This window comes from Amycolatopsis sp. NPDC049691 (assembly GCF_040675005.1).
In the GTDB taxonomy this organism is placed as follows: Bacteria; Actinomycetota; Actinomycetes; order Mycobacteriales; family Pseudonocardiaceae; genus Amycolatopsis.
Map to the genome: position 1 here is coordinate 117,938 of NZ_JBFANX010000005.1, position 13,807 is coordinate 131,744.

General features: G+C 71.8%; 14 protein-coding genes and 1 tRNA gene. 6 read left to right on the forward strand and 9 right to left on the reverse strand.

Features of this window, described 5'->3' with window-relative positions; all coding sequences use genetic code 11:
• Positions 1-111 precede the first annotated feature (111 nt).
• Genes AB0J40_RS13105 through AB0J40_RS13125 form a run of 5 tightly spaced genes read left to right on the forward strand, consistent with a single transcriptional unit; the run spans position 112 to position 3,833 of the window.
• Positions 112-756: a glycosyltransferase family 2 protein gene (locus AB0J40_RS13105; protein ID WP_364452551.1), complete on the forward strand. Its 645-nt coding sequence runs from the start codon at positions 112-114 to the stop codon at positions 754-756.
• Positions 753-1,436, forward strand: coding sequence for a DUF2064 domain-containing protein (locus AB0J40_RS13110; protein WP_364451666.1), 684 nt, complete (start codon positions 753-755; stop codon positions 1,434-1,436). Before AB0J40_RS13105 ends, AB0J40_RS13110 begins: the two co-directional genes overlap by 4 nt.
• Complete coding sequence (locus AB0J40_RS13115) at positions 1,433-2,062, forward strand: class I SAM-dependent methyltransferase (protein ID WP_364451669.1); 630 nt, start codon at positions 1,433-1,435, stop codon at positions 2,060-2,062. Before AB0J40_RS13110 ends, AB0J40_RS13115 begins: the two co-directional genes overlap by 4 nt.
• Complete coding sequence (locus AB0J40_RS13120; RefSeq protein ID WP_364451672.1) at positions 2,059-3,177, forward strand: molybdopterin-dependent oxidoreductase; 1,119 nt, start codon at positions 2,059-2,061, stop codon at positions 3,175-3,177. Before AB0J40_RS13115 ends, AB0J40_RS13120 begins: the two co-directional genes overlap by 4 nt.
• Positions 3,174-3,833, forward strand: coding sequence for a hypothetical protein (locus AB0J40_RS13125; RefSeq protein ID WP_364451675.1), 660 nt, complete (start codon positions 3,174-3,176; stop codon positions 3,831-3,833). The genes AB0J40_RS13120 and AB0J40_RS13125 overlap by 4 nt, the downstream gene beginning before the upstream one ends.
• A gap of 140 nt (positions 3,834-3,973) precedes the next feature.
• On the opposite strand, the gene AB0J40_RS13130 is transcribed toward AB0J40_RS13125, so the two are convergent.
• The 9 genes from AB0J40_RS13130 to AB0J40_RS13170 form a co-directional block, all read right to left on the reverse strand.
• Positions 3,974-5,404 (reverse strand): trypsin-like peptidase domain-containing protein, encoded by a 1,431-nt coding sequence (locus AB0J40_RS13130; protein ID WP_364451678.1) that lies wholly within the window; start codon positions 5,402-5,404, stop codon positions 3,974-3,976.
• A gap of 72 nt (positions 5,405-5,476) precedes the next feature.
• Positions 5,477-6,559 (reverse strand): galactose-1-phosphate uridylyltransferase, encoded by a 1,083-nt coding sequence (gene galT / locus AB0J40_RS13135; protein ID WP_364451680.1) that lies wholly within the window; start codon positions 6,557-6,559, stop codon positions 5,477-5,479.
• The gene (locus AB0J40_RS13140) at positions 6,556-7,356 is read right to left on the reverse strand and encodes a DeoR/GlpR family DNA-binding transcription regulator (protein ID WP_364451683.1); all 801 of its coding nucleotides are present in this window, start codon (positions 7,354-7,356) and stop codon (positions 6,556-6,558) included. Before AB0J40_RS13140 ends, galT begins: the two co-directional genes overlap by 4 nt.
• Before the next feature lie 167 nt (positions 7,357-7,523).
• Complete coding sequence (locus AB0J40_RS13145; RefSeq protein ID WP_364451685.1) at positions 7,524-8,942, reverse strand: HAMP domain-containing sensor histidine kinase; 1,419 nt, start codon at positions 8,940-8,942, stop codon at positions 7,524-7,526.
• Positions 8,939-9,631, reverse strand: a complete 693-nt coding sequence (locus AB0J40_RS13150) for a response regulator transcription factor (protein WP_364451688.1) — start codon at positions 9,629-9,631, stop codon at positions 8,939-8,941. Before AB0J40_RS13150 ends, AB0J40_RS13145 begins: the two co-directional genes overlap by 4 nt.
• A gap of 67 nt (positions 9,632-9,698) precedes the next feature.
• Entirely contained in the window at positions 9,699-10,307 is a 609-nt protein-coding gene (locus tag AB0J40_RS13155; protein WP_364451690.1) for a TRIC cation channel family protein, read from the reverse strand.
• Positions 10,308-10,961, reverse strand: coding sequence for a response regulator transcription factor (locus tag AB0J40_RS13160; RefSeq protein WP_003087851.1), 654 nt, complete (start codon positions 10,959-10,961; stop codon positions 10,308-10,310).
• A gap of 219 nt (positions 10,962-11,180) precedes the next feature.
• Entirely contained in the window at positions 11,181-11,483 is a 303-nt protein-coding gene (locus AB0J40_RS13165) for a hypothetical protein (protein WP_364451693.1), read from the reverse strand.
• Between the two features lie 33 nt (positions 11,484-11,516).
• Complete coding sequence (locus AB0J40_RS13170) at positions 11,517-13,535, reverse strand: hypothetical protein (RefSeq protein WP_364451695.1); 2,019 nt, start codon at positions 13,533-13,535, stop codon at positions 11,517-11,519.
• A gap of 197 nt (positions 13,536-13,732) precedes the next feature.
• On the opposite strand from AB0J40_RS13170, the gene AB0J40_RS13175 reads away from it, so the two are divergent.
• Positions 13,733-13,805 (forward strand) — tRNA-Arg (locus AB0J40_RS13175).
• The last annotated feature ends 2 nt before the right edge of the window (positions 13,806-13,807 follow it).

A 13,807-nucleotide genomic window follows, 5' to 3' on the forward strand; every position in this document is an offset into this window, starting at 1 on the left:
CAGCCGTAACGACCCGGTAAGAAGTCGTCACACGTCATGATTCGGTAAGGCGCACAAGGGTTTTCCACAGTCCACGCCGGACTTACGGTCGGCGCCGTGACTGACTCAGGAGTGGACGTGGTCCTCCCTTGCCTCGACGAAGCGGGCGCCCTCCCCGGTGTGCTGTCCGGGCTGCCGCCGGGTTACCGCGCGATCGTGGTCGACAACGGTTCGGCCGACGGCTCGCCCGAAGTGGCGGCCTCGCTCGGCGCGAAGGTCGTCCACGAGCCGCGCCGCGGTTACGGCGCGGCCGTGCACGCGGGTCTGGAGGCCGCCACCGCGGACATCGTGTGCTTCGCCGACGCCGACGGCTCCCTGGACCTGCGCGACCTGCCGCGGCTGGTGACCGCGGTCGAGGACGGCGCCGACCTGGCCGTCGGACGGCGGGTGCCGACCGGTCCCGGCGTGTGGCCGTGGCACGCGCGGGCCGGCAACTTCGTGCTGGCGCGGTTGCTGCGCCGGCGCGGGCTGCCGGTGCGGGACATCGCGCCTCTGCGCGCCGCCGACCGGCGGGCACTGCTCGGTCTCGGCGTCACGGACCGCGCGTTCGGCTACCCGCTCGAGCTGCTGGTCAAGGCCCAGCGCGCCGGGTGGCGGGTGCGCGAGTTCGACGTCCGCTACGGCGAACGCGCCCGGGGCACGAAGTCGAAGGTCTCCGGCTCGGTGCGGGGCACGCTGCGCGCGGTCCGCGACTTCGGGCGGGTGCTGGCGCGATGACGGCGAAGTTCGTTCTGCTGGTCGTGGCCAAGGCGCCGGTGCCGGGGCTCGCCAAGACCCGGCTGTCCCCGCCGGCGACCCCGGCGCAGGCGGCGCGGATCGCCGCGGCCGCGTTGCTCGACACGCTCGACGCCGTGTGCGCGGTCCCGGGCGCCGCGCCGGTCGTGGCGATGACCGGTGACCTCGGCGCCGCCGCGCTGGCGCCCGAAATCGGGGCGGCGCTGCGCCACGTCACCACGATGCCCCAGCGCGGCTGGGACTTCGGGGTGCGCCTGGCACACGCCCACGCGGACGCGGCCGCGGTGCACTCGGGCCTGCCGATCCTCCAGATCGGCATGGACACCCCGCAGGTCACGGCGGAGTCCCTCGCCGCGGCGGCCGCGCCGGTCGTGGACGGCGGGCACGACTCGGTGCTCGGCCCGGCCGTCGACGGTGGCTGGTGGGCGCTGGGACTCGCCGAGCCACGGCACGCGCAAGTCCTCGCGGGCGTCCCGATGTCCCGTGCCGACACCGGCGAACGCACGATGCGCGCGCTCACCGCGTGTGGACTGCGACCGCGGCGGGCCGCCGAACTGTCCGATGTGGACACCATGGCGGACGCCCGTGCGGTGGCGGCGCTGTGCCCGCACGGCCGGTTCGCCCGGGCCGTCGCGGCGGTGCACGGGCAGGCGGTCGCATGAAGCCGGCACTCCTCGGCAACGAGTTCGACCGCGGCCTGCTCGGCCACCGGTGCTGGCTCGAACTGGCGAACGGCGAGCGGGTGGAGCTGCCGGTCGAGCGCTGGACCGCGCCGGCCGACGGTGACGAGGTGCTGCTCGGCGCCTGCACCGGCCCGACCCTCGACATCGGCTGCGGCCCGGGCCGGCTCACCGCGGCCCTGGCCGGACGCGGCATCGTCGCGCTGGGCGTGGACAGCTCGCGCACGGCGGTCCGGCTGACACGACGGCGCGGCGGGAGTGCGTTGCACCGCAACGTCTTCGACCACGTGCCCGGCGAAGGACGGTGGCGGCACGCCCTGCTCGCCGACGGCAACATCGGCATCGGCGGCGACCCGGTCGTCCTGCTGCGCCGGGCGGCACAGCTGATCGCCACCGACGGTGACGTCCTCGTCGAACTGGAGGCGCCCGGACGCGGGCTGCGGCACGAGCGCGTCCGGCTACGACCCGGGCATCCCGACGTCGCCTGGTTCACCTGGGCGTGGGTCGGCGTCGACGCGATCGCCGAAGTCGCACTGCGGGCCGGTTTCCGCGTCGCCTGGACGACCCGCCACGGCCACCGCTGGTTCGCGCGATTGGAGCGGTCGTGAAGCTGCCGATTCCCCGGGAAGACCACTTCAAGGCACCGGCGCACGACGAGCGCGTGACGTCGAAGATCGGCCTGGCGCTCGCGGTCACGTTCACGACCTGCTTCGTGACCGGCCTGATCAGCCACCTGATCCAGCACCCGCCGGAGTGGTTCTTCTGGCCCAGCCGCCCGGTCGGGCTCTACCGCGTCACGCAGGGGCTGCACGTGATCTCCGGCATCGCGTCGATCCCGCTGCTGCTGGCTAAGCTGTGGAGCGTTTATCCGAAGCTGTTCGGCCGTCCGCTGGTCCGCTCGCTGCCGCACGCGCTCGAGCGCCTGTCGATCCTGGTGCTCTCGGGCGCGGCGTTCTTCGAGCTGACGACGGGGTTGCTGAACGTCGCGCAGAACTACCCGTGGGGCTTCTACTTCCCGCAGGTGCACTACGCGGTGGCGTGGCTGGCGATCGGGTCGATCCCGGTGCACGTCGCGGTGAAGCTGCCGGTCATCCGCCGGGCGCTGACCCGCGGCGCACCCGAGGAGGAGCCACCGGCCGCCGGCCTGTCGCGGCGCGGGTTCCTCCGCACGACGGGGCTCGCGACCGGCGTCGCGGTCGTCGCCACGGCCGGCGCGACGGTCCCGTTCCTGCGCGGCGTGTCCGGCCTCTCCTGGAAGACGGGCAAGGGAACGCAGAACCTCCCGGTGAACCGCACGGCGGCGGCCGCGGGCATCACGTGGTCACCGTCGTGGCGGCTCTCGGTGGTGACGCCGGCCGGCGCGACGAAGTTCTCGCTCGACGAGCTGCGCGCACTGCCCCAGACGACGGCCGAGCTGCCGATCGCGTGCGTGGAGGGCTGGAGCCAGTCGGCGACCTGGCGCGGGGTTTCCCTGCCGGCGTTGTTGAAAGCGGTCGGCGCGGCACCGGGCACGGCGGTACGAGTGTCCTCTTCGGAGCGTTCCGGGCTGTACGGCGTAAGCGTCCTGCCCGGCGAGCACACGGCGGACGAGCTGACGCTGCTCGCCCTGGAGCTGAACGGCGAGGTGCTCGACCTCGACCACGGCTTCCCGTGCCGGATCATCGCCCCGAACCGGCCCGGCGTGCTGCAGACGAAGTGGGTCACGAAGCTGGAGGCGCTGTGAAAATCGCTCGCACGCTGCTCGTCTTGCCGGGTCTCGCGGCGCTGGCGTGGGGTGTCGTGCTGTTCGTCGAGTACGCGTTCCCGCTGCGCCCGGACGTGTTCGGCACGGTGGGCTGGATCGTCGGCGGCCCGCTCCTCAACGACGGTGTGGTCGCCCCGCTGACGGCGGTACTGGGCATCATCCTGGCCCGAGTCCTGCCGCGCCCGTGGCGGGTCCCGGTGGTCGCGGGGGTCGTGATCACGGGGGTGCTGCTGATCGTGGCGTTCCCGTTGCTGTGGCGCCCGTACGGGACGCCGCCGATGCCGGGCCTGCACGACGGCAACCCCGGGCTCGGGTTGATCCTGACGCTGGCCGCGGTCTGGCTCGTGGTTCTGGTGGCACCGCTCGCCCGCCGGGTGGTCCGCCCGGGCCCGCGCGATGTCCCACCCGACACGCGAACCGGCCCGCCGAGCACACCAGGCGCGCCGACCAACCCGCCCGGGACGGAGACCAATCTGCCGGGCGCACCAGCCGCACCCGCCGCCCCGCCAGGTGCCCGTCCCGGCACGCTCGCCGAGCATCCGGGCGCGCGCCCAACCCTCTCAAGCGCGCCGGCCGAGCCCCCCGCCACGCAAACCCGCCCGTCCGACACCCGCCCCGCTCCTCCTGCGCCCTGACCCACCCACAAATGCGGCCACGCGCGACCGGCATCGAATGCCCGGGTCGCGCGTGGCCTTGGGGGTCCGGCCCCGAGATGCGGGGGTCGAGCCGATGTTTGGTCTCGGCCGCACCAGGGCGGCCGAGCGTCGGATGCGGACTAGTTGGCCGGGACCGGCTGGCCGCCGAGCGTCACCTCGACCGTGCGGCCGTCCGCCAGCGTGAACGTCGCCTTCTCGTCCGGGGCGCGGGTGCGGATCGCCGCGACCAGCGTGTCGGACGTGTCGATGTTCCGGTCGTCGATCTTCGTCACGACGTCGCCGGACTTGAGGCCGGCCTTCTCCGCCGGGCTGCCCGGCGTGATGGCGCCGAGCTTCGCGCCGCCCTGCGGGGCGTCGGTGACCTGGGCGCCGATGTAGGTCTGCACCGCCTGGCCGGTCTTGATGATCGTGTCCGCGGTGCGGCGGGCCTGGTCGATCGGGATGGCGAACCCGATGCCGACGTTGCCGCTCTCGGAGCCGCCCTGGCCCTGCCCCTGGCCGGACTGCGGGCTGTAGATCGCCGAGTTGATGCCGATGACCTGGCCGGACATGTTCGCCAGCGGGCCGCCCGAGTTGCCCGGGTTGATCGCCGCGTCGGTCTGGACGGCGTCCATCACCGTCTCCTGGCCGCCCTGTCCGCCGCCCGCGCGCACCGGCCGGTGCAGCGAGCTGACGATGCCCGAGGTGACCGTGCCCGCCAGCTCGAACGGCGAGCCGATGGCGACCACCGACTGGCCGACGCGCAGGTCGTCGGACCGGCCGATCTCCACCGGGGTCAGGTTGTTGACGCCGCTGACCTTGACGACGGCGATGTCCGTCGTCGGGTCGCGGCCGACGACCTTGGCGGCGGCCTTCTTGCCGTCCTGGAACACGGCCTGGATCTGCCCGCCGTTGGCGGCGACCTCGACCACGTGGTTGTTGGTCAGGATGTAGCCGTCGGTGCTGATGACGAACCCGGAGCCCTCGCCGGCCCCCTGCTGCCCGCTCACCTGCAGCTCGACGACGCTGGGCGACAGCTTCTGCGCGACCGCTTCGACCGAGCCGGCGGGCGCGTTGCCGGTCTGCTGGGCCGGCTTCGGCGCGTCGAGCGCGTTGCCGACCGGACCGTTGGCCGTGCCCCCGGTGAGGTACCCGACGGCCCCGCCCGCGATGCCGCCGACGAGCAGCGCGACCAGCGCGACGCCGGCGAGCAGCTTGCCGCCGGAGCGCTTCGGCTGCGCGGGCGGCGCCGGCGGCGTGCCGTAGCCGGCCGGGCCGGCCTGCGCGTACGGATTCGGGTTCGGGTAGACGCTCTGCTGGGTCTGGCCCGACGCGGCCCCCTGCGCGGACCAGGGGTTCGCGGTCTGCTGCGTCCCGTAGGACGGATCGGCCCCGGTCACCGCGTGGTACGACGGCTCCGGCGCCGAGTACTGCGGCGTGCCGCCGGACTCGGGCGTGGCGGCCTGGTCACCGTACGGGCTCCCCGCCCAACCGCCCTGAGCCGCCTGCTGGCCGGTCTCCGGGTGCCGCGGCGCCGCGGGGTCGTGCGCGCTGGGGTCGTTCTCGGTCATGTCCTCACCTTGCGCGATGGTCCTGAGAGGTTCCTGAGCCGAACCTGTGCATCGGAGATGAGTATGGCCGGATCAGCCCGCCGCGCGGAGCCGTTCCGCGATTTGCTCCGGCGTCGCGTCGTTGACCCACACCGCCATGCCCGATTCGGACCCGGCCAGGTACTTCAGCTTGTCCTTGGCGCGCAACACGGAAAACAGTTCCAGGTGGAGCCAGCCGAGCTCGCGGTCGCGGCGCACCGGCGCCTGGTGCCACGCCGCGATGTACGGCAGCGGCCGGTCGTACAGCGCGTCGCAGCGGCGCAGGACGTCCAGGTAGACGTCGGCGAAGTCGTCGCGCTCGGCGTCGGTCAGCTCGGGGATGTCCGCGACCTGCCGGTGCGGCACCACGTGCACCTCGATCGGCCAGCGTGCCGCCGGCGGCACGTACGCCGTCCAGTGCTCGCCGGACGCCACCACGCGCGCGCCGGACTTCCGCTCGGCGGCCAGTACGTCGCCGAGCACCGGACGGCCGTGTTCGGCCTGGTAGGCGCGGGCGACGTCGAGCATCCGCTCGGTCTTGGGCGTGACGAAGGGGTAGCCGTAGATCTGCCCGTGCGGGTGCGAAAGCGTGACGCCGATCTCCTCGCCGCGGTTCTCGAACGGGAAGACCTGTTCGACACCGGGCACTTCGGACAGCGCGGCGGTGCGGTCGGCCCACGCGTCGACGACGGCCCGCACCTGCTTCGGGCTCAGCCGCGAGAAAGCGCCCTCATGGTCACTGGTGAAGCAGACGACCTCGCAGCGGCCGCGCCCGGGCCGCACCGGCACCAGCCCGAAACCGTCCACAGTGGATGGCTCGCCGATGACGTCCTCGGCGAAGGACGGGAAGCGGTTCTCGAAGACGACGACGTCGTAGTCGCTTTCGGGGATCTCGCTCGGCTTGCCGGGCTTGCTCGGGCACAGCGGGCAGAGGTCCGCCGGCGGCTTGTAGGTCCGCGTCTGCCGGTGCGCGGCCATCGCGACCCACTCACCGGTCAGCGGGTCCAGCCGGATCTCCGACGCGGCCGCGACCGGCGGCAGGTCGCGGGTGTCCTCGGCGACGCGCTCGGGCGCGCCGGGCTGGTCGAAGTAGATGATCTCCCGGCCGTCGGCCAGGTGTCGTACGGTGCGCTTCACGCTTCTTGGGCCTCGTCCGTCTCCGCCGTCTCGGCGATCATGAGTTCCCCCGCCCGTTCGGCGAGTACTTCCTTGGCCTCGTCGGAAATCCCGTCATCGGTGACGACGACGTCGGCCTCGTCCAGGTCGGCGATCGTGGAGATCCCGACGGTGCCCCACTTGGTGTGGTCGGCGAGCACGACCAGCTTGCGCCCGGCCTCGACCAGCGCGCGGTCGGTCTCGCTCTCGGTCAGGTTCGGCGTGGTGAACCCCGGCCCGTCGGCCATCCCGTGCACGCCCAGGAAGACGACGTCGAGGTGCAGCGACCGCAGGCTGTGCACGGCGACCGGGCCGACCAGCGCGTCCGACGGCGTCCGCACCCCGCCGGTGAGCACGACGGTGCGGTCCGGCTGCGTCGACCCGCGGAGCACGTCGGCGACCTGGATCGAGTTGGTCACGATGGTGAGCCCGGGGATGGCGTCGAGCGCGCGGGCGAGCGTCCAGGTGGTCGTGCCGGCGGAGATGCCGATCGCGGTGCCGGGCCGCACGAGCGTCGCGGCGAGCTCGGCGATGGCCTCCTTCTGCGCGCGCTGGCGCACGGACTTGGCCTCGAAGCCGGGTTCGTCGGTGCTCTTGCCGACGACCGAGGTGGCGCCGCCGTAGACCTTCTCGACGAGCCCTCGCCCGGCGAGGACGTCGAGGTCGCGACGCACCGTCATGTCGGACACGCCCAGCCTGGTTACGAGGTCACTGACCCGGACCGCCCCGGTCCGGCGTGCCTCTTCCAGGATCACCGCCTGTCGCTGACGCGCCAGCACCGTTCACTCCGTCCGTCGCACCCCAACCACACAAAATCCTACACGATTCAACACGGGATTCGCAGGGGCGACGTGGGTGAACTTTGGAAAGAGCAGGTCACAGCGCGATCGGCCGCACCACGCGTTAAGCGAACAACACCACCCGCGGCGTCTCGAAAACGCCCGGATCAGCCGGGCGCCCCCGGCAGCCGGATCGTCATCAACGCGCCGCCCTCGGGCGCCTGCGAGGCGTACACCGCTCCGCCGTGCCGTTCGGCCGCGTGCTTCACGATCGCCAGGCCGAGCCCGGAGCCGGGCAGCGTCCGCGCCTCCGACGAGCGGTAGAACCGGTCGAACACCTTGGGCAGGTCCTCTTCGGCGATGCCCGGGCCGGCGTCGGCCACCTCGACCACGGCCGTGCCGTCGCCGAGCGGGTAGAGCCGCACCCAGACCGTCGCGTCCGGCGGCGAGAACTTCACCGCGTTGTCCAGCAGGTTCAGCACCGCACGCTCGAGCGAGCTGTTGTCGCCGGTGAGCACCCACGGCTGCAGCGAGACGTCGAAGTTGATCTCCCCCGCCCGTCGCCGCGCCCGGTCCAGCGCGCGCTCGACGACCTCCAGCAGCTCGACGCGTTCGAAGCGCTCGCGCGGCTCGTCCTGGCGCGCGAGCTCGACGAGGTCGCCGATCAGCTGGGTCAGCTCGTCGAGCTGGCCGCTGATGTCGGCGATGATGTCGACGCGGTCCTCGTCCGGTAGCGGCGGCGCGCCCGGCTTGCTCGCGGCGAGCAGCAGCTCGAGGTTGGTGCGCAGCGACGTCAACGGCGTCCGCAGCTCGTGGCCGGCGTCCGCGACCAGCTGGCGCTGGCGTTCCTGCGAGTCCGCGACCGTACCGAGCATCGTGTTGAAGGTGGTGGTGAGGCGCGCGAGCTCGTCGTCGCCGCTGACCGGGATGGGCCGCAGGTCACCGGTCTTGGCGACGCGCTCGGCGGCCGACGTCAGCCGGTCGACCGGGCGCAGGCCGGCCCGCGCGACCGCGGTGCCCGCCGCGGCGGCGACCAGGATGCCGGCACCGCCGATCAGGAACAGCACCAGCGCGAGCTCGTTCAACGTCCGCTTGGTCGGGCCCATCGACTGGGCCAGCACGATCGCCTCGCCGTGCCCGGAGGGCAGCGCGACCACGCGGCTGTCGGTGCGGAAGTCCGTCCGCATCGACTCGGGCGAGTCGCCGTTCGCGACGGCGAGTTCCCGCTGGTCGAACGGTGGCGCCGAGCTCGACAACGGGTAGGTCATCACGGCGTGCGCGACGTCGGGCGCGGCGTTGAGCTGCCCGATCTGCAGGTCGGCGCTGGCCAGGAAGGCGCCCGGCACCTGCCGCAGCTCGGTCTGCACCTGCGGCGACGCGACGGCCGCTTGCGCGCGGGCCATCAGGCCGTCGTCCAGCTGCTGGTAGAGGTTGCTGCGCACAACCATGTACGCGCCGATCGACACGAGCGCGACGGCGCCGGCGACGCAGGCGGCGGCGAGCAGCGTGACCCGGCCGCGCAGCGAGAACCGGCGCGTCCCCCAGCGCGTGCCGCGGGGGTCACCGGGCTCGCCGGCGTCGATCACGGTGGGGTTTCCCTCAGGACGTACCCCACCCCCCGCACCGTGTGGATCAGCCTCGGCTCCCCCTCGGCCTCCGTCTTGCGGCGCAAGTAGCCGACGTAGACCTCCAGCGCGTTGCCCGACGTCGGGAAGTCGTAACCCCATACTTCCTCCAGGATCCGGCCCCGCGTGAGGACGTGCTTCGGGTAGGAGAGGAACAGTTCCAGCAGTGCGAATTCGGTCCGGGTCAGGCTGATCTCGCGGCCGCCGCGGCGGACCTCGCGCGTGCCGGGGTCGAGCGTCAGGTCCGCGAAGGACAGGATCTCCGACGCCTGGCCGTTCTGGCCGTCGGGGACGGCCCGGCGCAGCAGCGCCCGCAGCCGGGCGAGCAGCTCCTCCAGCGCGAACGGCTTCGGCAGGTAGTCGTCGGCGCCGGCGTCGAGCCCGGACACCCGGTCGGAGACGGTGTCGCGCGCCGTGAGCACGAGGATCGGCAGATCGTCGCCGGTGCTGCGCAGGCGGCGGGCCACCTCGAGGCCGTCGAGCCGGGGCATCATGACGTCGAGGACCATCGCGTCCGGCCGGTCGGCGATGATCGCCTCCAGGGCCTGCGCACCGTCGCTGGCCAGCTCGACCTGGTAGCCGTTGAACTCCAGGGACCGCCGGAGCGACTCACGGACGGCGCGGTCGTCGTCCACCACAAGGATGCGCATGGCGTCAGTCTTACTCAGCGTGCTGAGACTCGCCTAAGAACACACACAGAACACACAAAGAGAAACCTCACTCCGGTGCCCGCGCGACGGGGGCGTTCCAGTGCCGCCAGAGCGCGACCATCCTGATGGTTACCACGCCCGCGGCCGCGACCACGGTGACCGGCCCCGCCGGCAGTCGCAGAACGTGACCGACGACGACGAGCACCGAGCCGGCCAGCGCGGCCACGGCGTAGATCTCTTTCCACAGGACGAGGGGGATTTCCCGGAGGAGAAGATCGCGCACGGCCCCGCCGCCGATGCCGGTCGTCATGCCGATCAGACACGCGGCGTAGACGGTGGCGCCGGCGTTCAGGGCGATGGTCGTCCCGGCGGTGGCGAAGACGCCGAGCCCGAGGGCGTCGGCGAGCAGCACACCCCGCCGAAGCCGCGCGACCTGCGGGTGGAAGGCGAAGACGACCAGGGCGGTGGCCGCACAGACGGCGAGGTAGGGCCAGTTCCGCAGCGTCGTGGGCGGGTGGATGCCGAGCAGGACGTCCCGGATGACGCCCCCGCCGAGCGCGGTGGTGAGCCCGACGACGACCACGCCGAAGACGTCGAGCCGCGCCCGCACGGCGGCGAGCGCCCCGGACGCCGCGAAGGCGACGAGCCCGAGGAACTCCAGCGCCGTGAGCAGCATCTACTGGTCGAGCAGGCCCCCGCGGTAGGCCAGCAGAGCGGCCTGCACGCGGTTGGCGGCGCCGATCTTCGAGAGCACGGCGGAGACGTACCCCTTGACGGTGGCTTCGGAGAGGTGCAGGCGCCCACCGATCTCGGCGTTGCTCAACCCCTGCCCGATGAGGGCGACGACCTCGCGTTCGCGTTCGGACAGTGAGGCGAGCAGCTTCCGCGCCGGCTGAGCGGCGCGTTGTTCGTCCCGGTGGGACTGAACCATCCGCGCGGCAACGCCGGGGTCGAGCACCGCGCCACCCCTTGCCAGATCCCTGACGGCCCTGAGCAGGGCGGCGGGATCGATGTCCTTGAGGAGGAAGCCGTTGGCGCCGAGCCGCAGGGCGAGGCTGACGTACTCGTCGATGTCGAAGGTGGTCAGCATGGCAACGGTGGGCGGATCGGGCAGGGCGAGGATGGCCCGCAGGGCGCGAATGCCGTCGTCAGGGGCCCGCATCTTGATGTCGAGCAGGGCAACGTCGGGGTGGTACCGCCGGGCGACCTCCACTGCGGATCTGCCGTCGGAGGCTTCGCCCACGATCTCGATGTCCTGAGCCCCGGACATCATCGCGCGCAACCCCGAGCGCACCAGTTCCTCGTCGTCGGCGAACATGAGCTTGATCAACGAAGCCCTCCGCAACAGCCAGTAGGAGGCGGCTCCCCGCGTCCCGTTAACGAAGGTTACCTACTGTTGTTCAGCAGTTCGAAACCAGACACGACCAGGTGACGCACTGGTCCGTCCAGGTCAGGTGCGGTGGGCCGTCCGCAGGGGTGTATCCGCGATGCGGGAGAGCGGTGAGAACCACTCACCCGGGTGACGACGAGAGTCGGGGCGCCTCAGTGATCACCCACCACGGCGAGCCGCGCCACGCTCCCACCAGTCGATTGCCTCGCCCTCGTCGGCCATGCGCCGGATGACGCGGGCGGTGAGCTCGGCTTGCGCACCGGACGGCTCGCAGAACGTCCACAGCTTTCGTGTCGCGCGGTGGTACTGGTGGAGCACCTCATCGACCTCGAAGGCGTCCAGTTCGCCGGCCCGGTGGTGGTCCACCGCCTCGGCCACGCGCGCGACCAGCTCGGCGAGCCGCGCCTCGTGGTAGGCAGCGACAGCCTCACGAGCCGCCCGACGCTCGTCCTTCGTCCCCACAGCGGCAGAGTATCCGGCACTCGCACGCCCGGATCAGCGACGGCGCTTCTTGGTCTTCCCATTGCTGTTCCGGGACCGGGTCACACCACCGAGCGGATGTGCGGTCCGGACGAGCCGAACATCCTCGAAAACTTCGGCCAGCTCCGCGAGCCCCACTCTGTCCGGATGGCCTGACGCGGAAATAGCGTCGGCAAGGTGCACGCGTTCGTCGGCGGGTATCTCGGCCAACGTCGCAGCCGTCGCTTCCGGCCCGGCCGTCTCCAGCAGCACGAGGAATTGCTCGGTGATGCCGAGCAGACTTTCGCGCTCATCCAAGTCTTCGAGAGCCAGTTCTCCGCGTTCGACCAGCAGCTGGGTCGCGATCGGACCCAAGCCCGGGTCGGCGCGCAGACCGTCGAGCACCGCACCGCCGCCGGGAAGGGAATCGACGAGGATCCCGAGCAAGACGGACGCGCGTGCGCGGAACGGGCACCGGCGGACGGCGTCCAGCAACACGGGCAGCCCGGCCTCGCGGCCACCGTGCGCGGCCAGCCAGCCGCCGATCTCGGCCGCGGCCGCCTCTTCGCTGAAATGTTCCGTGACGACGCCAAGCATGGCCGCGGGAGCGGCGGCAGCGAGCTCACCGACCACCGGCGCGAACCGGCCCTCTCGCAGCAGCCGTTCCCGGACCGCCCAGGTCGCCAGCGGGGTGAGGGCGACCAAGTCGAGCGACGGCGCATCGAGAGCGTCCCGCAACCGGTCTTGGACATCCGGTGGGAGTTCGGGGTTCTCCGGCACGAGGTCCATGGTGTACATCGGGTCGGCCGGTCCCGTCGTCAGCTCGACCGCACCGAATTCGGCCAGCTTGGCGAGCAACCGCCGGAATTCGCCGGCGAACCCGTCCCGCCACATCGACTCGGTCGGCGGGTCGAGCTCGGGGTAAGCACTTTCCAGGCAGCCCAGCCAGGCAGTTTCGGCGAGCCGCACCACGGGTACCGGCTCCGGCATCCCGTACACCGTATTGAGCACGTCCGGCAGCACGAGGTCGAGACAGTCGCCGAGCAGCACGGCGTAGCCGGGACCCCAACCACTCCCCTTGACCAGCAGGCCCCGCTCGGAGAGCGTGTCGAACGCCGCCGCCCACAAGGCGAGAGCGTTCTTCACCAGCGGCGCCGCTTTCGCCACGCGAACCAGCTTGCCCTTGACCACCCGCACGACCCGCGCGCGCTTCGCGATTTCGAACAGGATTCCGAGATTCGGCAGATCGGCGCTGCTGCGGACACGCTGGACCGCGCCGGCGAGGTCCCATTCGAGCCGGTCACCGGTGTCCAGTAGTGACACGAGCTCGCGGGCGTCGGCGAGTTTGAGGGTGCCGGTACCTGTCAGCGTTCGGCCGTCACCCACCCATTCGACGAATTTCCGCAGCTTGACCACGAGCGAGGAGCGTTCGGCGGCGGCCACGAGCTCCGCCTCCGCCGGCAACGACACCGGCAGTTGCGGAAGCGCCCGCCCACCCTCCTCGCTGAGATGCCTGGCGGCGAGGTCAGCGAGCAGATCGGCGTCGTATGGGTACTTCCCCTGACGAACCTCGGCAAGGAAGGCGTTCATGGCATCGGAGTCGGCGGGATCGATCCCGTTCCGGATGGCGGTCATCACCCAGTACTTGCCGACACCGAAGTTGCGCTCGTCACCCATGGCGGCCGGAAACTCGGACGACGCCTTCGCAACGGCCTCCTCGAGGTCGGCCAGGGGCTCGCCCATCGCGTCGGCCAGCTCGGTCTCGTGCAGATACCGGAGGAACAGAAGCAAGGTCCCGGGCACGCGCACGGCGTCATCAGCGGTGGCCGACAGCGTGTGCGGTACATATGCGAGCAGGAAATCCCGGACCAGCGCGGCGGTCCAATAGGCGAGCCGACCGTCGATCGACGTGTGCCGGAACTCGAGCGCCGAGATGACGGCGTACGGGTCGATCTCGCGCCCCTGGCCGGCCGCCCAGGTGGTGAAGCGGCGGACCAGCAGGTCCTGCCCCGCCTCGTAGCCCTCGTAGTCGTCCTCGTCGTAGTAGGTCCGCACTCCGGCTCCGTATCCTTTTCGATGCCCATGACGGTAGTGCCGACAGCCGGACAGCCATCGAGGAGGTCGATCGCCCTGCGCTCTCAACCGACTTGCTACACGGGGTGACTGATTGCCTCCAAGGAGTGCCGATAGCCTGATCCGGAGCCCAGCCCCTCCGCGTGCCGACTGTCGGGTAGCCTGTGCGGAGTACACAAGCCCTCGTAGCTCAGGGGATAGAGCACCGCTCTCCTAAAGCGGGTGTCGCAGGTTCGAATCCTGCCGGGGGCACC